The 24,764-nt window shown below is 58.5% G+C and carries 20 protein-coding genes; 15 read left to right on the top strand and 5 right to left on the bottom strand.

All coding sequences use genetic code 11. From position 1 onward, the window contains the following. Positions 1-12: 12 nt before the first annotated feature. The 8 genes from pcaD to MED193_RS17250 all read left to right on the top strand — a co-directional run bounded on the left by pcaD (position 13) and on the right by MED193_RS17250 (position 7,394). Positions 13-804 carry a 3-oxoadipate enol-lactonase gene (gene pcaD, locus MED193_RS17285; protein WP_009811048.1) on the top strand — a complete coding sequence of 264 codons (792 nt, stop codon included), beginning with the start codon at positions 13-15 and terminating at the stop codon, positions 802-804. After that, positions 797-1,507, top strand: a complete 711-nt coding sequence (locus tag MED193_RS17280) for an alpha/beta fold hydrolase (protein WP_009811047.1) — start codon at positions 797-799, stop codon at positions 1,505-1,507. The genes pcaD and MED193_RS17280 overlap by 8 nt, the downstream gene beginning before the upstream one ends. Next, a complete protein-coding gene (locus MED193_RS17275) occupies positions 1,508-2,845 on the top strand; it encodes an adenylosuccinate lyase family protein (RefSeq protein ID WP_009811046.1) in 1,338 nt (445 codons plus the stop codon). 80 nt (positions 2,846-2,925) lie between these two features. After that, on the top strand, positions 2,926-4,125 hold the full coding sequence (locus tag MED193_RS17270) for a tetracycline resistance MFS efflux pump (protein WP_009811045.1): 1,200 nt from the start codon (positions 2,926-2,928) through the stop codon (positions 4,123-4,125). Between the two features lie 80 nt (positions 4,126-4,205). After that, the gene (locus MED193_RS17265) at positions 4,206-5,306 is read left to right on the top strand and encodes a Zn-dependent alcohol dehydrogenase (RefSeq protein ID WP_009811044.1); all 1,101 of its coding nucleotides are present in this window, start codon (positions 4,206-4,208) and stop codon (positions 5,304-5,306) included. 14 nt (positions 5,307-5,320) lie between these two features. Further along, a complete protein-coding gene (locus tag MED193_RS17260) occupies positions 5,321-5,689 on the top strand; it encodes a hypothetical protein (protein ID WP_009811043.1) in 369 nt (122 codons plus the stop codon). 4 nt (positions 5,690-5,693) lie between these two features. Continuing rightward, entirely contained in the window at positions 5,694-6,926 is a 1,233-nt protein-coding gene (locus MED193_RS17255) for a mandelate racemase/muconate lactonizing enzyme family protein (protein ID WP_009811042.1), read from the top strand. A 177-nt stretch (positions 6,927-7,103) separates the two neighbouring features. Next, positions 7,104-7,394 carry a metalloregulator ArsR/SmtB family transcription factor gene (locus tag MED193_RS17250; protein ID WP_050757642.1) on the top strand — a complete coding sequence of 97 codons (291 nt, stop codon included), beginning with the start codon at positions 7,104-7,106 and terminating at the stop codon, positions 7,392-7,394. A 50-nt stretch (positions 7,395-7,444) separates the two neighbouring features. Here the strand turns inward: MED193_RS17250 and MED193_RS17245 are convergent, their stop codons facing one another. Further along, a complete protein-coding gene (locus MED193_RS17245; protein ID WP_039966334.1) occupies positions 7,445-10,402 on the bottom strand; it encodes an ABC transporter transmembrane domain-containing protein in 2,958 nt (985 codons plus the stop codon). A gap of 250 nt (positions 10,403-10,652) precedes the next feature. On the opposite strand from MED193_RS17245, the gene MED193_RS17240 reads away from it, so the two are divergent. Next, positions 10,653-11,045: a DUF3307 domain-containing protein gene (locus MED193_RS17240; protein WP_009811039.1), complete on the top strand. Its 393-nt coding sequence runs from the start codon at positions 10,653-10,655 to the stop codon at positions 11,043-11,045. A gap of 46 nt (positions 11,046-11,091) precedes the next feature. Here MED193_RS17240 and MED193_RS17235 read toward each other — a convergent pair whose 3' ends face one another. Continuing rightward, entirely contained in the window at positions 11,092-11,553 is a 462-nt protein-coding gene (locus MED193_RS17235; protein WP_009811038.1) for an Lrp/AsnC family transcriptional regulator, read from the bottom strand. Between the two features lie 165 nt (positions 11,554-11,718). Between MED193_RS17235 and MED193_RS17230 the strand changes: the two genes are divergently transcribed. Then, positions 11,719-15,141: an indolepyruvate ferredoxin oxidoreductase family protein gene (locus MED193_RS17230; protein WP_009811037.1), complete on the top strand. Its 3,423-nt coding sequence runs from the start codon at positions 11,719-11,721 to the stop codon at positions 15,139-15,141. A 29-nt stretch (positions 15,142-15,170) separates the two neighbouring features. On the opposite strand, the gene MED193_RS17225 is transcribed toward MED193_RS17230, so the two are convergent. The 3 genes from MED193_RS17225 to MED193_RS17215 all read right to left on the bottom strand — a co-directional run bounded on the left by MED193_RS17225 (position 15,171) and on the right by MED193_RS17215 (position 17,159). Continuing rightward, a complete protein-coding gene (locus MED193_RS17225; protein WP_009811036.1) occupies positions 15,171-15,845 on the bottom strand; it encodes a TetR/AcrR family transcriptional regulator in 675 nt (224 codons plus the stop codon). Between the two features lie 92 nt (positions 15,846-15,937). After that, on the bottom strand, positions 15,938-16,567 hold the full coding sequence (locus tag MED193_RS17220; protein ID WP_039966992.1) for a glutathione S-transferase family protein: 630 nt from the start codon (positions 16,565-16,567) through the stop codon (positions 15,938-15,940). A 100-nt stretch (positions 16,568-16,667) separates the two neighbouring features. Continuing rightward, positions 16,668-17,159, bottom strand: coding sequence for a class I SAM-dependent methyltransferase (locus MED193_RS17215; RefSeq protein WP_039966991.1), 492 nt, complete (start codon positions 17,157-17,159; stop codon positions 16,668-16,670). Positions 17,160-17,464: 305 nt separating this feature from the next. Between MED193_RS17215 and MED193_RS17210 the strand changes: the two genes are divergently transcribed. From MED193_RS17210 to MED193_RS17190, 5 genes are all read left to right on the top strand, one after another. Next, positions 17,465-19,237: an ABC transporter ATP-binding protein gene (locus tag MED193_RS17210; RefSeq protein WP_009811033.1), complete on the top strand. Its 1,773-nt coding sequence runs from the start codon at positions 17,465-17,467 to the stop codon at positions 19,235-19,237. A 73-nt stretch (positions 19,238-19,310) separates the two neighbouring features. Continuing rightward, complete coding sequence (locus tag MED193_RS17205) at positions 19,311-21,164, top strand: ABC transporter substrate-binding protein (RefSeq protein ID WP_254655505.1); 1,854 nt, start codon at positions 19,311-19,313, stop codon at positions 21,162-21,164. After that, positions 21,164-22,192: an ABC transporter permease gene (locus tag MED193_RS17200; RefSeq protein ID WP_009811031.1), complete on the top strand. Its 1,029-nt coding sequence runs from the start codon at positions 21,164-21,166 to the stop codon at positions 22,190-22,192. Before MED193_RS17205 ends, MED193_RS17200 begins: the two co-directional genes overlap by 1 nt. Next, entirely contained in the window at positions 22,189-23,343 is a 1,155-nt protein-coding gene (locus tag MED193_RS17195; protein ID WP_009811030.1) for an ABC transporter permease, read from the top strand. Before MED193_RS17200 ends, MED193_RS17195 begins: the two co-directional genes overlap by 4 nt. Beyond that, entirely contained in the window at positions 23,340-24,710 is a 1,371-nt protein-coding gene (locus MED193_RS17190; protein WP_009811029.1) for a CoA transferase, read from the top strand. Before MED193_RS17195 ends, MED193_RS17190 begins: the two co-directional genes overlap by 4 nt. The last annotated feature ends 54 nt before the right edge of the window (positions 24,711-24,764 follow it).

The following is a 24,764-nucleotide window of genomic DNA, read 5'->3' as shown; positions in this document are numbered from 1 at the left end:
CGGAGAGACCACATGCAGATCGCAGATCTGGGCGATGTCCAGCTTCACTACCGTATCGACGGCGACCCAAATGGCGCGCCCATCGTCTTTGCAAACTCCCTGGGCACCGACTTGCGTGTCTGGGACGCGGTAGTCGACCGTCTGCCTGCAGGACTGAAAATAATCCGCTATGACAAACGCGGCCACGGGCTGTCCTCTTGCCCACCTGCGCCTTATTCCATGGGGGCCTTGGTGCGCGATGCCGAGCGCCTGCTCGACCAACTAGATGTCCGGGACTGCGTCTTCGTCGGCTTGTCGATCGGTGGCATGATTGCACAGGGGCTCGCCGTCAAGCGTCTGGACATCGTTCGCGCGCTGGTCTTGTCGAACACTGCCGCCAAAATGGGCACTGCCGAAATGTGGCAGGCGCGCGTCAAGGTCGTAACCGAAGAGGGGATCGAATCCCTAGCGGACCCCGTAATGGAGCGCTGGTTTGGCCGCGATTTTCGCGCCACACCAGAGTTGCAGCTCTGGCGCAATATGCTGGTGCAACAATCACGCACAGGCTACGCCGGCTGCTGCGCAGCCATCGCAGGTACCGATTTCTACACGCCGACCAGCGGCTTACGCCTGCCCTGCCTCGGCATTGCGGGGTCAGAAGATGGGGCCTCCCCCCCAGATCTAGTACGCGAAACCGTTGATCTCATACCTGGCAGCCAGTTCCACCTGATCCGCCGCGCCGGCCATATACCCTGCGTAGAGGCCCCGGACGCATATGCCGACCGTTTGACGCAATTCCTGCAGGAGACCGGGCACATTGGCTGATTTCCTATTGATCCATGGGTCCTGTCATGGCGCCTGGTGCTGGCGCGATGTCATTCCCGCTCTCGAAACCCTGGGGCATACAGCCCGTGCCATAGACCTGCCTGGTCATGGTGATGAGCGTGACCCGACCTCGGTGACTCTCGCAGAAACCGCACAGGCCATCGTCGCGGCCTCCAGGCCCGACACAATCGTAGTGGGGCATTCCTGGGCGGGTTTTCCGATCTCAGCTGCGGCTGAGATTGCCCCCGCTGCACTGCGCGGCCTCATCTATCTCTGTGCCTATGTCCCCAATTCTGGGAATTCCCTGATAGACATGCGCAAGGCTGGCCCACGCCAGACCATTGGCAGTGCCGCAATCAAAAACGCCAGCGGCACCAACTACACAATTGATCCCGCCGCAGCTCCGCGTCTGTTTTATCAGGATTGCCCGGCAGAGGCCGTGGCCTATGCGCTGCCCCGGCTTTGCGCCCAGCCCATCTTGCCGCAGGCTACTCCGCTGGAGTTGGGCGACAATTGGAAGAACACCCCCATGGCCTATATTCGCTGCACTGAGGACCAGACCATCCCGCCGGAGTATCAGGCGCAGATGGTGGCGGATTGGCCGCGCAACCGTGTACACGAGATGCACTGCTCTCATTCGCCCTTTTTCGCCGACCCAAAGGGCCTGGCGTCACTCATTGGGCAAATCGCAAAGGACTTCTGAATGGCGGGATCCGTCTTTGACAGCCAGATCTATGGCGACCTCTTCACCTCTGGCGACGTAGGCCGCCTGTTCACCGATACCGCCGAGGCCCGCGCCATGCTGCTGGTCGAAGGGGCACTCGCCCGCGCCCAAGGGGCGGCCGGGGTGATCCCCGAAGACAGCGCAGCCGCCATCGGTCGCGCAGTGATGGAAGTTGCCTTGGACCCTGGCACTCTGCGCAAACCAACCGGACAGAACGGCGTTCCGGTGCCGGGGTTGATTGCCGCTTTTCGTGCAGAGATGAATGCGCCGGAACATGCGCAATATGTGCATTGGGGCGCCACCTCGCAGGATATCATGGACAGCGCTCTGATGCTGCGCCTGCGTCAGGCGCTGGCCCTGATCGAAGACGACCTGAAATTGGCGCTGGCTGCGCTCGCTACACTGGCGGAGACCCATGCCCGCCTGCCAATGCCTGCGCGCACCTATGGCCAACACGCTACACCAACAAGCTTTGGGGCTGTTAGCGCCTCTTGGGGCATGCCCCTCTTGGCTTTGATCAATGAATTGGAAGAGCTGCGCCGCAGCTGTCTGTTGATTTCTCTATCTGGCGCGGCCGGCACCTCGGGTGCCTTGGGGGCAAAGGCTGGCGAAGTGCGTGCCGAAATGGCCAAGGCCTTGGGGCTGAGCGACCCTGAGCGCAGCTGGCACACAGACCGCACGCCCGTCTTGCGCCTGATGGACTGGATGGTACGGGTCAATCTGGCACTGGGCAAATTCGGTGAGGATTGTATCGCGCTGGTACAAACCGGAATAGGAGAGATCTCACTGGGCGGCACCGGAGCCTCCTCCACTATGCCACAGAAACAAAACCCCGTGGCCCCCTCTGCCCTAGTGGCGCTGGCGCGCCAGGGCTCTGGGCTGCTGTCGATCCTGCATGGCAGCGCACTGCACCAGCATCAACGCGATGGGGCCGCCTGGTTCAGCGAATGGCTCTGTCTGCCACAGATTGTTCTAGGCGCCGCCAGTGCAGCCCGCACCGGGCGGGGTCTTTGCGCAGGGATCAGTCCGAATGCGTCAGGAATGAGCACTGCACTCGCCTCTGGTCTGGATATGATCCACGCGGAGGCGCTGAGCTTTGCCCTGGCGGGAGAAATGCCGCGCCCCGAGGCTCAGGCCGCGGTCAAGCTGCTGTGCCGCGAAGCCGGGGACAGCAACACCCCCCTTGGCCAAATGGTGGCGCGTGACTATCCACAACTCGACGTGGACGCGCTATTTGATCCGGAGGCACAGCTCGGTGCTGCCCCAGCGGAAGCCTTGCGTTTCAGCAAAAAAGTCGCGGAACTGGCGGCCAGTTAAACCGGGACAGCTGATGGCGCGCCTGCGGGCTCTGCGCGCGCGCCACTGCGGGATCAGCCCATCAGTAAGAGACGATGCCAATGCGCCTGCCTTTGTTCTTTGTCCTGACCACCGTCATGATCGACGCCATGGGTATCGGGCTGATCATGCCAATCATGCCTAACCTTCTGCTCGAAGTGCGGGGCGGAACTCTGGCTGAAGCGGCAATCTGGGGCAGTGTGCTCAGCACCGTCTTTGCCGTGATGCAGTTCTTGTTCAGTCCCGTGCTTGGCTCGCTCTCGGATGCACTGGGACGACGGCCGGTATTGTTGGTTTCACTCTTTGTGATGACGCTCGATTATCTTGTCATGGCCCTGGCCGGATCGCTGTGGCTCTTGCTGGTGGGACGTATCATCGGTGGCATTACTGCTGCCACCCATGCCACTGCCGGCGCCTATATTGCAGATATTTCGAAGCCTACGGAAAAGGCCGCGAACTTTGGCCTATTGGGCGCGGCCTTTGGCGCCGGCTTTGTGTTGGGGCCACTGCTGGGAGGGGTTCTGGGTGAACTAGGCACCCGCGCGCCATTTTACGCAGCCGCACTGCTGGCAGGGCTGAACTTCTGCCTTGGCTGGTTTGTTATGCGTGAGACAGTTACCGATGAGACACGTCGCAGCTTTGACTGGCGGCGCGCGAACCCGCTGGGGGCCTTTCGCGCCATGTCCCGTATACCCGGCATCACTGGCCTGCTTTGGGTCTATTTCCTCTACTCGGTGGCAATCTATGTCTACCCGGCAATCTGGTCCTATTTCACCGTGGAACAATTTGGCTGGCAGCCACGGATGATCGGGATTTCCTTAGGGGTCTATGGCATCTGCATGGCCTTGGTGCAGGGGGGATTACTGCGCTACATGGTGCGATGGTTTGGCGAACGCAGGACTGTTTTATGGGGCCAGGTCTTTGATTTTGTTGCCTTTGGAATATTAGCAGTGATCAGTAGCGGGACACTTGCCCTGATCCTGATCCCAATCTCAGCATTGGGAGCGGTGGTACAACCCGCCTTGCAAGGGCTGATGTCGCGCGCTGTAGAGGACAACCAGCAAGGGGAGCTGCAGGGGGTAATGACGGCAGTTCATGCCCTGTCTATGGTTGTCTCACCGATGATGATGGCCGCGACTTTTGCCTTTTTCACTCATAAAGAGACCGCCTATTACCTGCCCGGCGCGCCCTTTCTTCTGGCCCTCATATTGATGGCGATTGGTGCCTTGGTTTTTCTGCGCTGCCGGCCTTCCGTGACGTAAAAAGACAGGAGCCTGGCGGTTTCCGTCTTGTGACATGCAGGTCTGCGGGCCAACCTGCGTCAAACAGCTGAGAGATCGCCATGAAAACCATCAAAGCCGCCGTCTGCCACAGCTATGGTGCCCCCCTGGTTATCGAAGACATTCACTTGGCGCCCCCGCGTATGGGCGAGGTGGAGGTCACTCTGGATGCGGTCGCCATCTGTCATAGCGACATCTCCTTTGCCGAAGGCGCCTGGGGCGGGCCGTTGCCTGCCGTCTATGGGCATGAAGCCGCCGGGGTAATTACAGGAGTTGGCGATGGCGTTTTCGGTTTTTCCGAGGGAGATAGCGTTGTTGTCACCCTGATCCGCTCCTGTGGCAGTTGCCCCAGTTGTGCCGGTGGCAAACCCACCATCTGTCAAACCCCCTATGACGGCATCAACAACGGACCGCTGAAAACAGCGGAGGGCGGCCCCTTGATGCAGGCGATGGCCTGTGGAGCCTTTGCCGAAAAGGTCGTCGTTGATCAGCGCCAAATCGTCAAAATTCCTAAAAGCCTAAGCAAAGAGGCCGCTGCGCTCATTTCCTGTGGTGTCATCACGGGCGTAGGGGCTGCTGTGAATGCGGCCCAGCTACGCGCCGGGCAAGATGTTGTGGTTATCGGCGCGGGCGGCGTGGGGCTAAACGCTATACAGGGCGCGCGTATAGCCGGCGCCCGCCGTATTGTTGCCGTCGACATGAATGAAGAAAAGCTGGAGATCGCCAAAGAGTTTGGTGCCACTGATGGGGTGCTTGGCACCTTGAAAGCGCCCTGGAAAGCCGCGTTCAAGGCGCTTGGTGGCAAAGGCGCGGATGTCGTTTTGGTCACAGTTGGCGCCATTCCGGCCTATGAACAGGCGCTGCGCTACCTGGGATATGGAGGCAAAGTCGTGATGATCGGCATGCCACATTCCGGTCAAAAGGCCACCTATGAGCCGGTGATCATGGCAGCCATTGGTCAGGGCATGATTGGCTCCAAAATGGGGGATGTGGTGATTCAACGCGATATCCCCTGGATGGTCGATCTCTATGAGCAGGGTCGTTTGAAACTGGACGAGCTGATCTCAGGCCGCTGGAGCCTGGATCAAATCAACGAGGCCATAGCCGATACAAAGACTGGAAGTGCCAAGCGCAATGTGATCCTGTTCAACCGGACCGACTAAAACGGAGAGCGCCCGTGTTGCAATTTCTGACCAGCTTGTTCAAACCCAAGCCTGCGGTGGCACCGCCCATCACATCGGAAACTTCGATGAATTTCGACCAATCCGAGATTGGCCCCTTCTTGATCAGACTGGCGGAAAACCCACGCTTTACCCTGCCACGGGATTTTACCTCAGAAATTACCGAGGCCATTCCGAAGCTGACGGTGGAGAACACCCGCCGTTGGCGCGTTGATGGTGACTTTGACGGCGCCGCCATGCGGCTGGAGATTGAGGTGTTCATGGATGATATCGACGCACCAGATCTATATTTTTTCAGCGCTCCCGGAGTGATTGCGGAGATCGAAAAAGAAATGAAACTGCTCGACGACTGGGACAGGAACTGACACCATGAAACTGCAAGATCTCGAGATCATCGTCACGGCCCCGCCCGCACCTGGATGGGGCGGACGCTATTGGATCCTGGTCAAACTGACTACTGACACCGGGATTACCGGCTGGGGCGAATGCTACGCGTCCTCTATTGGCCCAGAGGCGATGAAGCCGGTAATTCAGGATGTGTTTCAGCGCCATATGGAAGGAGAGAACCCGGAAAACATCGAGTTGATGTTCCGACGCGCCTATTCCTCAGGCTTCACACAGCGCCCCGACCTGACAGTGATGGGCGCCTTTTCGGGCCTGGAAATCGCCTGCTGGGACATTCTCGGCAAAGATCGCGACCGGCCGGTGCATGCGCTGATTGGCGGGCGGATGAATGATCGCATCCGTGCATATACCTATCTTTACCCATTGCCACATCATGACATCAACGAGTTCTGGACCTCTCCAGAGCTGGCTGCCGAATCCGCGACCGAGATGGTGCGACAGGGCTATACGGCGGTTAAATTCGATCCGGCGGGCCCATATACAATGCGCGGCGGCCATATGCCTGCAATGCGCGACATCTCGCTTTCGGTAGAATTTTGCAAGGCCATTCGCGGTGCCGTGGGCGACAAAGCAGACCTTCTTTTCGGTACGCATGGTCAGTTTAACACCGGCGGCGCGATCCGCCTGGGACAGGCTTTGGAACCCTATGCGCCGCTCTGGTTCGAAGAGCCCACACCGCCAGACAATATCGACGATATGGCCCGCGTGGCCAAAAATGTGCGCATCCCCGTCGCGACTGGGGAACGGATGACAACAAAATCTGAATTCGCCACAGTTCTACGCAACGGAGCCGCTGAGATTCTCCAGCCCGCTCTGGGGCGTGCAGGTGGAATTTGGGAGATGAAGAAGGTGGCTGCGCTGGCCGAGGTGTTTAATGCGCAGATGGCCCCGCACCTTTATGCAGGCTCCGTGGAATGGGCCGCCAATATCCAGCTTGCAGCTTCGATCCCCAACATCCTGATGGCCGAATGCATCGAAACCCCGTTTCATGATGCGTTGATACAGGGCAGTATCCGGGTGGAAGAGGGGTTCATCACCGTGCCCAACACGGCGGGCCTGGGCATTCAGGTGGATGAAACCCTTGCCCGCGCGCATCCCTTTACCGGCACGGATCTACATCTCAATATGCGCGAAGAGCCCTGTGACTATAAGAATGGTAACAGCTTTGCCGGCGGCGCTCCGCCACTTGAGAGCTAGCCAGAGACTATACGCAATGCAGGGGGTGACTTCCCCTTGGGAATTGGGGCATTATGCGCGCATCAGTTACCTCAGGATGTTTGATACGTGACCCTTCAGACCCCAGAAACCACGCTTGCTCCCGACACCACCGCCGAGGTGGAAGAGGCTGGCTTGCATCCCGAAACCCCCATCAATATGGCAGAACGCGCCGCAGAAGCAGCCCGTTTTCTAAAGACCATGGCCCATGAGGGACGATTGATGATTCTGTGTCATCTTGGAGCTGGGGAAAAATCCGTTGGCGCCCTCGAGGACCTGCTGGATATGCGTCAGGCAGCAGTCAGCCAAATGCTGGCACGGCTGCGCGACGAAGGCCTGGTACAAACCCGGCGTGAGGGAAAAACCATTTTTTACTCGCTTAAAGACCGCAATACCGAAGAGCTCATCGCCCTGCTCTACCGTCAGTTCTGCAGCCCAGCTGAGGCTTAGAAAGGCATATGGGGACGGGAAGCCCGCCTCACAGGCGGGTCAGTTTCGGCTCAGTTGCCAACATAGCCGGCAACCACTTGCAGCAGCTTAAAGGCGGTATTGGCGTCGTTTTCAACCACAGCCAAGAATTCCTCCTCACCGATCCGCAGACAGGTTAGCTCGGTCTCGGCGATCATGCTCAATGCACGAGGTTCTTTGCGGATTAGGCCCAGTTCTCCCACCAGATTGCCCGGCCCAACCGAGGTAATCTTACGGTCCTCCTGCCCCTCCTGAGGCAGGAACAGCCCTGCCTCTCCTTCGATGATCATATAGACACCATCGCTGGCGACATCGTCCTTACGGAACACCGCATCTCCAACCTCTGCAGAATACCAACGCGCTCCAAAGGCCAGTAGACGCAACTGTCGACGGTTCAGTCCAGAGAACAGCTTGGTTTGTTCCAATGCGCGGAGCTTGCGCGCCAAATCCTGGCTGGCTGCACTATCCTCAATGACTTTCTGGTTGGGGTCATCACTGACCAATCTGCCTCTACGCAATTCGTAAAACGCATCAAAGACATCGACTCGTTCAAAACTCGCCTCAAGATAGACAAGCGTCGTTTCCGGCAAAAGGCGACGCAGGTTCTTATGAACAGCGATACGGGTATCCAGATCATAGCTGGAAAACGCCGTTTCCAGCAGCAGGATATCCGGGCGCTTGATTGTAGCGCGAGCAAAGGCCAGAGGTTCCGCATAGCTAGAGGGCAAGCCCTGCCCCCCTAAGGCTATCGGCAGATCAAAGATGAGTTCCACCACCATGTCCCGGGTGCCATTTTCCACCAGAACCTGCGAAACCAGACGCCGCAGCTCGTCCCCTCGGGCCCCGGAGCTGTCTAAAATTTTGCCAAATAGCGCGTTTTCCAGAACCGTAAGGCCAGGGGCAAACTCTGCTTCATCCAATCGCACAAAGACATCCGACAGGGTTCCAAACAGCTCTTCCGAATGGCTTTTGCGGAATGCAAGGATCCGAGCCTTCATCTCATCTGTAAAGGCAGGGCCAATCTGTTCAGCCGAGATACTGAAAGGCACAATCATCAATTGTGCCAACTCGTCATGTTCCAGCACCTCAGTGCCCCGGCTGCGCGTCTTGTCGACCAGGGCCGAAGCGCGTTCATAGGCTTTCGCATCAAGCCCCAGCTTACGAAACAGGGGATGATCGGTCCCGTCCATGCCAAAAATCTGGCGCAGGATATCCACGACGTCCTGGGTCAGGGTGACGAGATCATCTACCAGCCGCAATTCGCGCAACCGATCTAGAAAATCCACATGTTCGCGCAGCATTTCCTCCGAAATCGGCGCACGCAGTGTAGCGTAGAGCAGGTTTTCAGCCACCGGCAGAGCTGGGTTGTAGGCATCTGGCGCAAGTCCATGCACCTGCCCCGACAATTCAGCTTCGGCAACAGCCGCGCGCACCTTGGGGCGTAAATCAACCAGATGCTGCGCTAGGCGCGGGTGCTGTTTGGGATCAAAGATTTGCTCCATGCCCCGCCGAAACAAAGCACTGTCCGTGCCAATTCCCGCTAAGAGCTGCACCCACCAATCGCGCAAGTCATGCTCACTCGCAAACCCTGCCAAGGCCGGGTCCAACCAGGGCGCATCAAAGGGATCCGCACTGTTCCCTGCCAGCTGCGCCGCCTGAAAGCGCCGCGTATCTTGCGCATTCCCCCGAGGGCGATGGCGCATCGGCATCATCACATTGTCCCCAAAGGAGCCTTGGAACAGGACTGGACGCGAGGTCACATGCCCGACCCGCAACGCTAAAACTGCCTGATGCAATTCGCGCAGATCCTGTCCAGCGATGGTCACCTTTCCGGCAGAAGGCAGAACTTCACGCGTCAGCAATTCAGCAATTGCCCGCCTGTCCTCCTCTGAGGGCGCCGCAATACCAATGACCTGCCCAGCCGGCAGGGTGGCGTTCAACTCCTCCAGCACCAGATTGCCATCAGCGTCCCGAACATTAACAGAGCTGAGATCCACATCGCCCTTGAGGCGCGCAAATTCCTCCGGCTCACCAGTCATCAGGGACTCGCGCACCATGCCCGGCGGCGCAAACCGCTCAAGGATCACTTCCCAGCGCAGCGCCATATCCTGGGTCTGGTTGTAATAGGCCAGCAGCTCTTTCCACGGCGAGGCCAGGTCCTTATAGGCGGCCAGGGCCGCGACCAAAGCCCCCAGCGAAACCTCTCCTTCGAGCACCAGATAGCCCCCAACCGCATAGAAGAAAAAGGGGGTCAGATTGGTAATGAAGTTGTTGAGGAACTTCATGAAGAATTTTTTCTGATAGATCTGGAAGCGGATGTCATAGAGACGCCCCAGACGATCGGTGATCACTGCCATCCGGTAGCGCCAGCCGCCATTTATGCGCAGGGTGGCCGCCCCTGCCGCGCTTTCGCCGATCTCAGAGGCCAATGCCCGCACCTGATGGATCCGGGTTTTGTTCAACAGGTTGATCTGCCGTTGCAGCATAGGGATCAACCAGCCCTGCAAAGGAATCAGCGCCACTGCAGCCAGCCCGAACCAGGGGCTTTGAGTGAATAGGAAAAACAAAATGGTCAGCATCTGACCAGCCTGCAACACGGGTTGACTGACCGCGTCCCCCATCAGCCCGCCCATAGGTTCGCTCTCAGAGGTTATCATGGACACCAATTCGCCCTGGCTCACCCGTTCAAAATAAGGCTGAGGAAAGCGCAGAACGCGGGCGATCAGCTTATATCGGAACCGCCGCAACATGCGTTCAGCCAGGACACCCTTCATGGTATTGATACGCATCTTCAGCAGCCCGTGCAAAAGAACCGCGATCAGGAAACCCGCGCAGAGAATCCAGAGATAATTCAGCTTATCAACCGTGTAGCCAAGCAACTCTATGCGGTCGCTTTGCGCGCCGATCGCATCATTGATAATGCGCTTGGGCAATTCCAGCGTCAGATACAAAAGCGGGAAAAGGCAGGCGGTCACCACCAGCAGGACAATTTGATCGCGTTTGGAATATTTCCAAATAAAACTGAAGAGGGACGGTTCTATGGGAGAGCTCCAACTTTGGCTGCAGCAAAAAGAGTTCCCCCATGCCTAGCGCGGTTTGCCCCTGGCAGGCAATGGGCAGAACACATGTCGCCCATGTGACGTAGGTCACTGTCCCGTTACGGCACCTCTGTTACACAGTATTTGCCTGTTGGTGAAAAACACGTATGGTTTCGAAGCATTGATAGCACAGGGGAATGCCTTGCCAGAACTTGTCGGATACGTATTGATTTTGCTCTGCCTGTTGCAGGTCAAACATCTGTTTGCCGACTTCTTTTTGCAGACCCCGAAAATGCTGTCAGGCCGGGACGAATACCTGCATGCCGGGCGCGCCCAACATGCTGGTGTTCATGCGCTGTTTTCCGTTGTTGTCTTTGTTCTTATGGGCGCATCTGTCGGATTTATCCTATTGATCTGCTTGCTGGAATGGGTGGTGCATTTCCACATCGACTACGGCAAGGCACATTACTCGGAAAAGAAAGAACTGAACCCGCAACAGGCCTCTTTTTGGCGCGCGATGGGCACCGACCAATGCCTGCATCAGTTGACCTATCTTGCCATGACTGCAGCCTGGGTGAAATGCTACGCCTGCTAAGGCCGCCATTCCCCCCACCTATGTCCACAATCGCCCTCCTTTGGAACTAGGAAATCACCGGACGGTCTCGCTTGATGGTGCGCAACACCACATTGGTTTGCGCGCTGGCAACCGCAGGCAATCGGAACAGGAATTCCTCCAGAAACCGATTATAGGCCTCCAAATCCGGCGCCAAGACCCGCAACTGGTAGTCGGATTGGCCGGTGGTGGCGTAACATTCCTGCACCAAAGGGCTGAGCTCAACCGCACGAATGAACTCAGTCAGCTTGTCTGGGTCGTGGCGCGTAAGCTGCACATGGACAATGGCCTGGAACCCCAGCCCCATGGCCGGCGCATTTACAACGGCACCATAGCGCTCAATCACGCCAGTATCTTCTAGCGCACGAACGCGGCGCCAGAGCGCGGACGGCGACATCCCGACCTTTTCAGCCAGCTCAGCATTTGAGATGCGAGAATCTTCCTGCAAGAGCCGCAAAATGTGTCGGTCACGGTCGTCAATTCGCTGCATGTCAGACAATTTATCCAGATTTCACCTATCTATGGTCAATATATCCAATTCACCTGAAAAAACCAGCAATTCAGGCAGATCTTTTCACACCATGCGCAATATCCTGACGTTTAAAGAGCGTGCCCTCCGCGCATCCCAGCCAAGCCACCCGCAAGGATCAACAGAATGACCGAGCTGAGCCACGAGTTTCGAAGCTACAAACTAGAGGACCGTTACGAGCAAACCCAGGGTCGCGTGTTCCTCACCGGCACCCAGGCTTTGGCGCGGGTGATGCTGGACCAGGCCCGGCGCGATCGTTTGGCCGGGCTGAACACAGCGGGCTTTGTCTCTGGCTATCGTGGCTCTCCACTCGGCGCTGTGGATCTCGAGTTTTGGCGCTCGCGGCAACGGATGGAAGAAAACCGAGTCACATTTATGCCTGCCGTCAACGAAGACCTCGGCGCCACCGCCGTTCTGGGCGCACAGCAGGCGATCCTAGATCCCCATTGCGAGGTCGAGGGCGTGTTTTCCATGTGGTATGGCAAAGGGCCGGGCGTGGACCGCTCGGGCGACGCCTTGAAGCACGGCAACGCCTATGGCTCGTCTGCCAAAGGCGGTGTGCTGGTGGTGGCAGGTGATGACCACGGCTGCGTCAGCTCCTCGATGCCGCATCAATCTGACGTCGCCTTTATGTCCTGGTTCATGCCAGTGCTGAACCCGGCAGATGTTTCGGAATTCCTGACTTACGGCGAATATGGCTTTGCCCTGTCGCGCTATTCGGGCACCTGGGTTGGATTCAAGGCGGTCTCAGAGACAGTCGAAAGTGCGCGCTCGGTCGAACTGCAGGCAGATCGTGATTTCACTTACCCGGATCTGCCCGACTATCCCGGCGGTCTGCATATTCGCCGCGCCGATCTTCCCTCGCCCGAGATCGAGACCCGCATCCGGGCCAAGATCAAAGCCGTTCGCGCCTTTGCCGAGGCAAACCCAATTGACCGGCGCATCTACGATGTAGAAGAGGCCAAGTTTGGCTTTGTCACCACCGGGAAAGGCCACCTGGACCTGATGGAGGCTCTGCGCCTGCTTGGCCTGGACGAGGGCACCTGTCGTCGGCTGGGCATCGACATCTACAAGGTCGGCATGGTCTGGCCCCTCGCGCGCCCCGAAGCCCTGCGGTTCATGCGCGGCAAAGACGAAGTGCTGGTTGTTGAGGAAAAACGCGGCATCATTGAGAGCCAATTCAAAGAATATTTCTACGACTGGCCCGGTGACAAACCCAACAAAATGGTTGGAAAATACGATAGCGCCGGGGAACCGCTGATCCCCTGGACCGGCGAACTCAGCCCCTTGATGCTGGCGCCGATTGTGGCCGCACGTCTGGACCGTTTCTTCCCCGGTGAAAACCTGCCCGCCAGGGCCGCCGCGCTGTTGGCTGCGCCACCCAAGCTGATCAATGTGCCCGGCGCAAATCGCACGCCCTATTTCTGCTCGGGCTGCCCGCATAACAGCTCGACCAAACTGCCTACCGGCAGCGAGGCAAAATCCGGTATCGGCTGCCACGTGATGGCCAGCTGGATGGATCGCGAGACCTCGGGCTATGCCCAAATGGGCGGTGAAGGCGTCACCTGGACTGCGGCCTCACAGTATAATGGCGGCAAACACATCTTCCAGAACCTTGGCGAAGGCACCTGGTATCATTCAGGCTCGCTCGCCATCCGCCAGGCCGTCGCGGCGCGCACCAATATCACCTATAAGATCCTGTATAACGATGCAGTCGCGATGACCGGAGGCCAGCCGGTGGACGGCCCAGTCAGCGTTTTGGGCATCGCCCAGACCTGCCGCGCCGAAGGGGTGCAGCGTATCGCCCTGGTGTCTGACAATATCGACAAATTCAATCGCACCGATTTCCCTTCGGGCACCACATTCCATGACCGGGCCGAGATGGATCAGGTGCAGCGCGAGCTGCGCGAGGTCAAAGGTGTATCCTGTCTGATTTATGAGCAGACCTGCGCGACCGAAAAGCGCCGCCGCCGCAAGCGCGGCACCATGGAAGATCCCAAAAAATTTGCCTTTATCAACGATCTGGTCTGCGAAGGCTGTGGCGATTGCTCGATTGAAAGCAACTGTCTGAGTGTGGAGCCCAAAGAGACCGCCTTTGGCCGCAAGCGCAAGATCAACCTCTCTAGCTGCAACAAAGACTTCTCCTGCCTGAATGGCTTTTGCCCCAGCTTTGTCACCATTGAGGGTGGTCAGCGGCGCAAGAAACTGCCCGCAGGTCTGGACCGCGCAGCACTAGCCGCCAAGCTGCCTGCCCCCGATCTGCCATCTCTTGCGCAGCCGTTTGACCTGTTGGTCACCGGGGTGGGCGGCACTGGCGTTGTTACCGTCGGCGCCCTGATCACCATGGCGGCCCATCTCGAAGGCAAGGGCTCCAGCGTGCTGGACTTTACCGGCTTTGCGCAGAAATTCGGCACTGTTCTCAGCTACATCCGGCTGTCTTCCAGCCCGGACAGCCTCAACCAAGTACGCATCGACCAGGCCGCAGCGGATGCAGTGATCGGCTGCGACGTGGTGGTGAGTTCAGCCCCCAAGGCCTCGGCGCATTATCGTGCGGGCACCCGTATCGTGCTGAACCGCGCCGAGATGCCCACCGGAGATCTGGTCCTGCGCCGCGATGCCGATCTGATGACCGGGCTGCGCGAACAGGAAATCGCCTCTGCCGTTGGTCCGGAAAACCTCAGCGGCTTCAACGCCAATGAGGCCGCCGAGACCCTGCTGGGAGATGCGGTTCTGGCCAATGTGATGATGCTCGGCTTTGCCTGGCAAAAAGGTCTGGTTCCGGTCAGCCACGCGGCGCTGGAACAGGCGATCGAGCTCAACGGCGTCGCCATCGACAAGAACCACTTGGCCTTTACCATCGGCCGCGCCATGGCCGCCGACCCGGATCTGGTCTCCCAGTTCTACACCGAAACCGATGAGGTCGAAGAGAGCCTGGACCAGATCATCGAGCGCCGTGCGGTCTTTTTGGTCGGCTATCAGGATGCCGCCTATGCTCAGCGCTACACCGATACACTGGGAGCCTTTCGCAGCCTGCTGCCAGATCACGCCAAAGAAGAGCTCACCGAGGCCGCTGCGCGGTCCTTATTCAAATTGATGGCCTATAAGGATGAATTTGAGGTCGCCCGCCTGATGACTGGCACGGGCTTCAAGGACCAGGTCGCGCAGGAGTTTGAAGGCGATTACAGCATCAATTACCACATGGCGCCGCCCCTGCTGAGCCGCAAGAAAGACGCCCGAGGTCGCCCTCTTAAAAAGAGTTTTGGACCCTGGCTGCGCCCGGCTCTCTCTGTTCTATCTCATGCCAAATTCCTACGCCCCAGCCGGTTCAACCCCTTTGGCTATCACGAAGAAGCCCGTCTGCATCGCAGCCTTTTGGCCTGGTACGAGGCCGCCCTGCGCAGCGTTGCGGCAAGCTACAACAGTGAAAAACACCGTGAGTGCCTCCAGGTCTTAGCGGCTCCGATGGAAATCCGCGGCTATGGCCCGGTGCGGATGCAAGCCGCACATAAGCACCGCGCCAGTGCTGAGCGACTATTGAAAAAACTCTGAACCAAGATGGCCCCAGATGGGGCCATTTTTTACAGGCGAGATAAATCCCAATGCTCCTGGGTGAACGCAGCAAATTCCGCCAACTCTGCTTCGCTGGGCTCCTGCCCCGTAAAGACCTTGAGGTACTGCGGCGTCATTTCCAATCGATGTGCGTAGCTTTCGTTTGGGTCAGCCATGTCATAGCCCAGCTGCATGTAATACAAGACCTTGGCCCGAGTCATCGCTTCCAGTGGGGCATAGTCATATCGAATGAACATCTGCGTCAGGGCCTCAACACGACGCGCGTCCGAGCGGTCTAACAGGCTGCGCACCTTGCCCGACCGTCGCGCCCAATCCCGCACCGCAAAATCTAGCGCCGTGTTGAACAGGGACGGGTTTGCAATGCAGTGGAACACATTCAACACCGCGCCTGTGATCGCCTCTGCCGGGGCCTCAGCGCGCTCCACCATGGCGGCGGTATTTGTCTGTTCCCAGGTTGTCAGCAGGGCATCCAGCAAATCTTGGCGAGATTTGAAGTACCAGTAGAACGATGACCGCGACACATTCATCCGCTCCGCCAGAGCCAGCACCTTGACCTGCTCCACCCCGTCAGAGATCAGGACATCCATGGCCACGTTGAGCCAGTCGTCCCGGGTCACTTTGACGTTCCCGACCAGGGGTTCGGCGCTGGGGTTATCTCGGTGCAAAAGCGGCTTGGATGGCATGAAAGTCTTCTTGTCCTAATCTGCGGTCTGTCCCATCCTGCGCCGCAGCCGGATACTTGTCCAGCCGGCAGGCAGGTCAGCTGGGGTTTCAGCTAGAGCTGGGCGCTGGGACGCGCTTTGATCGCTTTATACCAGGCTAGGGTCGCTGTGTTCTCTTCGGGGATACGCTGCTTGATAACACGAGCAAATTCCACAAATACAAAGGCGGAGATATCAGCCAGGGTGAATTCCTCGCCGGCGAGATAGGGGCTTTCACTCAGGCGTTCTTCCAGCAATGCAAAAAAGGCCTGCGTGCGCGCCAACCCGCGTTCGGCCAGTTGTGGCAACTGTGCGTAGTTGTCAGGGCCGGGGATGGCCCGGTTTTCAAAGGCCGGGTGGGTGTTGCGCAGCGCCTCGGCAATGGGCATTCCGCCCTGCTGCTCGACAATCGAATTCCACATCAGGACCAGCCCCTTTTCATCCGCCGTACGCCCCATCAGGGCTGGCTCCGGGGTGTGTGCCTCTAGGTAGGCCGCAATGCCAAGGTTCTCGGTCAACACGCTACCTTCGTCAGTGACCAGCACCGGAATGGTCGCACGCGGATTCACCGCGCGAAACTCCGGCTTCAGCTGCTCAGCCTTGGCGATCGAGATATCATGGCTTTCTGGCCTCAGCCCCTTTTCCGCGAGAAACATCCGCGCGCGACGTGGATTGGGTGCGGTGGAGCAATCATAAAAAATCATCGGTTGGCCTCCCTGGTCACCGGTTTCGTCTGCAACCAGACTAGGGAGCATTGCAGGAGGTGGGCCAGCGTGACCCAACGTCCCAAAGCCAATTCTGCGCCTAGCTATCGCGACGATAGATAAAGCAGCGCCCTTCAACCGCTTGGGGCGGCAGCGGCATTTCGGTCAGCCTGTCAAAATACATCCGGTCAGAGGAGACCATCAGCCCGCCAACCGCCAACAGGGGTTCGACCAGCGGTGAGATAAGCCGCGCGAAGGCGTCATTCTTGGCGCGGTTATGGCCACCCAGATCGGCATGGATCAGGCTGGCGGTGGCGCCAAAACGGGTCAGCGCCGCAGGCAGGGTTTCACGCACATCCCCCAGGATCGTTAGTTCCTCTGGTGGCGTGCTATCAGGATGCGAAGCCACAGCACGTTCAAAGACATAGAGATCACGATCTTTGATATTATGCTTCATGTGATGGTAGGTGCGGCCATTTCCCAGCCCCAGCTCGAACACCGGCCCGGACATCTCGGCAGTCTGAGCGATCCCAAAATCCAGACAGGCGCGCTGCGACACCATTCGGTCGATAAAAAGGTCCAATCGCGTGATCAAGTCAGGTCTCCTTTGGCATGCCTGCAAAATAACTGGCGGTGGCACTCAGCCAAGGCGCCGGTCTCTTGCTCTGCTTTGTCAGATCCTGAAACAAATGTGTAGTCTTTGCCGTCTATCAGCGGATTACCGGGGGTAAATTGTGGCGCCGCAGTGCCGTTTTATCATTTTTCCTGCGGCTGGACCCCGCCGGGACAAATGGGGTTTGACTAGAGGACAGGCCCCGCGCGAAGGTGTGGGCAAAAAAGACCAGGGAAAGACGGGACATTATGACCGGACCACGACATCAACCGGAGCGGCGCTGAATGGCGCCTCTGCTCTCGGTAAAAGACCTCAGCATCGGCTTTGGCAAGGATGACTCTGTTGTACGCGATGTCAGTTTTGATGTCGCCGCTGGAGAAACACTGGCGCTGGTTGGTGAAAGCGGGTCCGGCAAGACCGTGACCTGTCGCGCTGTCTTGCGCATTCTGCCCAAAGCGGCGCAAATCCGAACCGGCAGTATTCAGTTCGACGATCGCCTGGGATCGAAAGAGCTGGTCCATCTCCCTGAACGTGACATGCGTGATTTGCGTGGCAACCAGATTGCCATGATCTTTCAGGAACCAATGCGCTCCCTTTCACCGTTGCACCGTATAGGCAATCAGGTGGCCGAGGTGCTTTGGCTGCATGGCCGTAAGAGCGAGGCTGAGGCCAAGAAAGAGGTGCTGGCCTGTTTTGAGCGCGTCGGCTTTCCCGATCCAGAGCGTACCTATAGCTCTTATCCGTTTGAGCTTTCCGGCGGGATGCGCCAGCGCGCGATGATTGCCATGGCAATGGTGGCAAAGCCAAAGCTCCTGATCGCAGATGAGCCAACCACTGCCCTGGACGTCACCACCCAGGCGCAGGTCTTGGGGCTGATGAAAGAGCTTCAACGCGACACCGGCATGGCGATGATCCTTGTGACCCATGATCTGGGCGTGGTCGCTAATATGGCCGAGCAGGTGGTCGTCATGCACAAGGGCCGCGTGATGGAGGCCGGGGCTGCCGAGCCGCTGCTTTCAGCCCCAGCCCACCCCTATACAAAGGCGCTGATCGATGCAGCGCCCAAAATTCCGGCTGCTGCAATTCCGACCGGCGTGCCCGCACAGCAAGACCTTATTCTTGAGCTAAATGGCGTCTCCAAAACCTACAGCATGCGCGCCGGAAAAGGCTGGAAGGCGCCAAGCCTGATCTATGCCTGCCGAGGCGTTGATCTACATCTGCCACGGGGCAAGACCCTGGCGATTGTGGGCGAAAGCGGCTCAGGTAAGACCACAGCGGCACGGATTGCACTGGGCGCGGAGCCCCCGGATGAGGGCGGCGAGGTGCTGTTTCGCGCCAAAGCCGGCGCCGACCCGATTGAAGTCCATAAGATGGATCGTATCGCCCGCACCGCATTTCAGCGCGAAGCACAGATGGTGTTCCAAGATCCCTATTCCTCGCTCAGTCCGCGGATGCGCATTTTGGACACAATGATCGAACCGCTAGAGATCCACGGCATTGGCGACCGGGCTGAACGGCGGGAAAAGGCTGGCGCCATGCTGCAAATGGTTGGCTTGGGACAGGATATGCTGATGCGCTACCCCCATGCTTTCTCTGGGGGCCAACGCCAGCGCCTGTCGATTGCCCGCGCGCTGATGCTGAACCCATCCCTGCTGGTCTGTGATGAACCCACCTCAGCGCTGGATGTCTCAGTACAGGAGCAAATTCTGCGGCTGTTGGAAGAAATCCGAGATCAAAAACAACTCTCCTACCTCTTTATCAGTCACGACCTTGCAGTGGTGGCGCGCATTGCTGACGAGGTTGCTGTGATGCGGCGCGGGTTGGTGGTAGAGCAGGCAAGTCCGGAAACCCTGTTTCACAACCCCCAGCATCCCTACACTAAGGCCCTGATTGCGGCCCAGCCAGAGCCCGACATTCACCGCCCCATCAACCTTCAACTGGTGGCGCAGGGCGCTGGCCGCCCCGAAGACTGGCCTGAACACTTCAGGTTCTCTGGCTTTGAGGCGCCGCCTCTGGTGCCGCTCGAGCCCGGACACAAGGTACGCTGCCATGTTTAATACCCTAAAACCTGCGCTGGCGCGGATCACAGCTGTCCTGACCGCTACCGCCTTCCTCTTGCCGACACCTGGCATGACCGGCCCAAGCTTCGTCGAAAGCGGATTTTGGCATGCAGAGGTCGAAGCAGGCAATCTGCCCCCCATCTCTGAGCGCCTGCCGCATACCCCTTTGGTCGTTGATCTCGCCTCCAAGGGACGTCAATTCGGCCAACAAGGCGGAACGCTCAACACCATGGTGACCCGATCAAAGGACATCCGGCAGATGGTTGTCTATGGCTATGCCCGTTTGGTTGGATACACCCAAGACTATCAATTGCAGCCTGACATTCTGTTGGATTACGAAAACGAGGGCAACAAACGCTTCACCCTGCGGCTGCGCCCCGGCCATCGCTGGTCCAGTGGCGATCCCTTCACCTCGGCTGATTTTGAATACTGGTGGAAAGACATCGCCAACAACCCATTGCTGAGCCCTGCTGGACCTCCGGATTTTCTATATTCAGAGGGTAGTCTTCCACAGGTAAGTTTCCCCGATGAAACCACCGTCGTGTTTGAATGGGAGACGCCCCATCCGCAGTTCTTGCAAAACCTGGCACAGGCGCGCCCACCCTTCATCTATCGCCCCTCAGCCTATTTGAAACAGTTCCATGCGGACTATGCCGATCCCGAGGTCTTGGCCGAAGAGGTGGACTACGCGCGCGTCAAAAGCTGGGCCGCCCTGCACAACAAATACGACAATATGTACAAGTTCGACAATCACGAGCTGCCGACTCTGCAGCCCTGGATCAATGCAACCGCAGGCAAACGCATCCGCCACCAGTTTGTGCGCAATCCCTATTACCATCGTGTCGATAGCCGGGGCGTGCAATTGCCCTATATCGACACCGTCGAAATGGAAATTGTCGCTGGCGGTCTGGTCGCAGCCAAGTCCAATGCTGGGCAGGCTGACCTGCAAGCCCGTGGCCTTGGATTCCGCGACATCCCGATACTGCGTAAGGGCGAAAATGACGGTGGCACTTACAAAACCTATCTCTGGGGAACCGGGGCTGCCTCGCAGATTGCCATATATCCAAACCTGAATACTGCTGACCCGGTTTGGCGCAAAACACTTCGCGATGTCCGGGTACGGCGTGCGCTTTCGCTGGCAATCAACCGGGCAGCCATTAATCGGGCGCTCTATTTCAAACTGGCCAAACCCGGTGCCATGTCGGTTCTGGAGCAAAGTCCTTTCTTCAAACCAGAATTTCGCAACGCATGGGCCACGTTTGATCCCGATCTGGCCAATGAGCTGCTGGACCAAGCCGGGCTCACCGAAAAGGACGGTTATGGCATCCGCCACCTGCCCGATGGACGCCGCATGGAGCTCGTCATTGAGACCGCAGGTGAACGTCAGGAAGTTGAAAATGCCTTACAGATCATCACCGACGACTGGAACGATATCGGCGTCAAACTGATCATGCGCCCCTTGGATCGAGACATCCTGCGCAACCGGGTGTTTTCGGGCACTACAATGGCCTCAGTCTGGTATGGTTGGGATAACGGCCTGCCCCAAAAGCATACCTCTCCGGCCTATCTTGCGCCAACCGATCAAGTATTTCTGGCCTGGCCCAAATGGGGTCAGTTTCACCAAACAGGTGGCACCGCTGGTGAAGAACCGGACATGGAGCCAGCCCGGCGCCTGATGGAACTGCTGCATGACTGGGAAACCGCCACAAACGACGAAAAGCGCGCCGAAATCTGGCATGAAATGCTCTGGATCCATTCGGATCAGGTCTATGGCATCGGTATCGTCGCCGCTGCGCCGCAGCCGGTGGTGGTTTCGAACCGCCTGCTTAATGTGCCGAAAAATGCCATCTGGGCCTGGGAGCCCGGGGCTCATTTTGGCATCTATCGTCCGGATGAATTTTACTTTCAGGACGGTGAAGGCTGATGGAGATTCTACGCTACGCCTTTTACCGGTTTGGCACCATGTTGCTGACGCTCTGGGTGGTTTCCATCCTGGTCTTTGTCATCATCAACTTGCCCCCCGGCGACTATCTCTCCAATCAGATCGCAGAGCTGCGCGCCAGCGGCCAATCCGCAGGGGTCGCCAAGGCAGAATTCCTGCGCAGCGAATATGCATTGGATAAACCCCTGTGGCAGCAGTATTTAATCTGGGTCGGTTTCATGCCAGGCCCACATGGGTTTTCAGGTCTGGTGCAGGGGAATTTTGGCTGGTCCTTTGAATTCGACCGCCCGGTGGCAGAAATTGTGGGCGACAGCCTGTGGCTCACCGTTCTGGTCAATCTGGCGGCCGTTCTGTTTGTCTATGTCGTCGCCCTGCCCCTTGGTGTTCTGGCCGCTGCGCGGGCCCGCAGTTGGGTAGATTATACATCTGCCTTTGTTGGTTACCTCGGCCTCGCCACGCCGAACTTCCTTTTGGCGCTGATCCTGTTCTACTATGGGCACCGTTGGTTCAACCTCCCTATCGGCGGGTTGATGGACCCGGCTTTTGAGGGCGAGCCGATGGGCTGGGAGAAGGTCAAATCCATTCTCATCCACCTCATAGTGCCAACATTTGTCATTGGCACATCCGGGGCCTCGGCAATGATGCAACGGCTGCGCGCCAATATGCTGGATGAGCTGGGAAAGCCATATGTGGAAACGGCCATCGCAAAGGGCATGTCGCCGTCCCGGATGCTGGCAAAATACCCCCTGCGGGTGGCCTTCAACCCCTTTGTCGCCGATATCGGCAACCTATTGCCTGCAATGATATCCGGCTCGGTGCTGGTTTCCGTGGTTTTGGGCCTGCAGACCATCGGCCCGACGCTTCTCACCGCGCTCAAGACCCAAGATATGTTCCTCTCCGGCTTTGTCTTGATGTTTGTCGCTCTGCTGACATTGATTGGAACGATGATTTCAGACGTGCTGCTGGTCCTGCTGGATCCCCGCATTCGCTACGAGGGGCGTGACGCATGACCCAACTCCCTGACGGACGCTTTGTTGACGACGCGCCCTATGACCCGCAGGCTTCGCTGCTGGAACTAGAGCGCAAGGATCTGGATGCCCCCAATTGGGTGCTGATCTGGCGCAAGTTCAAGACCCATAGGCTGGGGCTAATCTCGGGGGCCTTCCTGCTGATTTGCTATCTCCTGCTTCCGGTTGTGGGCTTTATTGCGCCTTATGGCCCGAACCAGCGCATGAGCGAGCATCTCTATTCGCCACCGCAGTCGATCAATCTGTTTCACGAGGGCGAGTTCCTTGGCCCCTTCATCTATCCAATGACCTCCGAGGCGGATCTGGAGACCTTCCAGTGGGTGTTTGAACCCGACTATAATACCCCGATGAAACTAGAGTTCTTTTGTGAAGGCAAGGGCTACAACATCGCCGGGCTGATCCCGTCGAATACCCATCTCTTCTGCGCCCCAGAGGGGGCGACGTTGTTTCTTTGGGGCTCTGACCGATTGGGGCGCGATATCTTTAGCCGTATTCTCTACGGGGCACAGTTGTCGCTCACGGTTGGCCTGATCGGCATCTCGGTTTCCTTCGTGCTTGGTATCTTCTTTGGCTCGGTTGCGGGCTATTTTGGGGGACGGATCGACTGGGTAATTAACCGGGTGATCGAGGTTTTGCGCTCCCTGCCAGAGCTGCCACTCTGGCTGGCTCTGTCGGCAGCGGTGCCCTCAAACTGGTCGCCGGTGGCGGTGTTCTTCATCATTTCGGTGATACTTGGCATCCTCGACTGGCCGGGACTGGCGCGATCAGTACGGGCCAAGTTCCTGTCACTGCGCGAAGAGGAATACGTGCGCGCCGCCGAAATGATGGGCGCCTCCTCGGGTCGGGTCATCCGCAAGCACCTGATCCCCAACTTCATGTCGCATCTCATTGCCTCGGCCACCCTGTCGATCCCGGCGATGATCCTGGGCGAAACCGCCCTGTCCTTCCTCGGACTAGGCCTACGGGCACCAGCGGTGAGTTGGGGGGTGATGCTCAACGACGCGCAAAACCTTGCCTCAATCGAGATCTACCCCTGGACCGCCATTCCCATGTTGCCAATTGTCGTTATCGTGCTCGCCTTCAATTTCTTTGGCGACGGGTTGCGCGACAGTTTGGACCCGTATCAACAATGACCCCTCTGCTCTCATCAAAAACCCTGTTGCGGGAGCTGCCCGCCCCGCAGAGTTACCAGACGAATGGCACAGGGCACTATGATAGCGCATTCGCGGTAAGCGAGCTGGCCAATGCCAGCTTTGCCGCCGTGGGTCAGCAATTGGCGCTCTTGATGCAGGCAATGGGGCTCAGCCGCGACGTTCTGCCAGTGCAGGTGGACCAGCGTCTGGCCTCGCTTTGGTTTAGCTACAGTTTTGCCGCTCAGGGCTGGGAGTTGCCCAGCCTATGGGACCCGATTGCTGGCAATTACCGATGCAAGGACGGCTGGATCCGCCTCCACACCAACCTGCCCCACCATCGAGCAGCAGCTCTGTCGGTGCTGGGCTGCGCCGAAGACCCCACAGCGGTGCGCGCTGCCGTCGAGACCTGGGAGGGACAACAGCTGGAAAGCGCCGTGGTAGAGCACGGCGGTGTCGCAGCCTTTATGCGTAGCCGTACCCAATGGCTGGCCCACCCACAGGGCCAGGCCGTAGCAGAGGAGCCGTTGGTGAACTGGGTGGCCCCTCGTCCCGTTTCGCTGCGTCACCGCCCAAAAGCAACGCCTGCGCGACCTTTGGCCGGACTGCGGGTGCTTGATCTGACCCGGGTTCTGGCGGGGCCCATCGCCACCCGTACCCTCGCCGGTTTTGGCGCAGAGGTCCTGCGCATTGATCCCCCAGGCTGGGACGAGCCCGGCGTGATTCAGGACATTTCCTTGGGTAAATCCATGGCCAGTCTCGACCTGCGAAACAGGGGTGATCTGCAACGCTTCAAAGAACTCCTGTCTCAGGCAGATGTCTTGGTGCACGGCTATCGCCCTGGCGCTTTGGACGGGCTTGGCCTCAGCCGTCCCCAACGCACACAAATTGCCCCCAACCGGGTCGAGGTCTGCCTCAATGCCTATGGGTGGACCGGCCCCTGGGCCAAGCGCCGCGGCTTTGACAGTCTGGTACAGATGAGCGCGGGGATCGCGGATACAGGCGCAAAATGGGCCGGGGTTGGTAAACCGACCCCGCTCCCCGTGCAGGCGCTGGATCATGCCACCGGCTATATGATGGCTGCCGCTGTACTCAACGCTCTGACTTCCGCAGCCACAAGTCAACGCGCCGCCAGTGCCCGGCTGTCCCTCGCCCGCATGGCAGAGCAACTGGCGCAGATGCCACGGCAGCTCTCGGGGCAAAAGATTGAGGGCGCCCGGCCAGAAGACTATAGATCTTATATCGAGAACAGCAGTTGGGGCCCCGCTTTGCGGCTGCGCCCTGCTCTGGAGATCGGGACCACTCAAATGCAATGGGATAGCCCAGCTCAGGCCTGCGGCAGCGCGCCCCCCCACTGGTCAGCCAGCTAGGGTCAGCGACGCAAAACTCTCTGCCCCTTCAACGAAGCCTCCACTTCTCCTCCC

Source organism: Roseobacter sp. MED193 (assembly GCF_000152965.1).
GTDB lineage: Bacteria > Pseudomonadota > Alphaproteobacteria > Rhodobacterales > Rhodobacteraceae > Pseudophaeobacter.
This window is presented reverse-complemented; position numbering and strand designations above follow the sequence as displayed.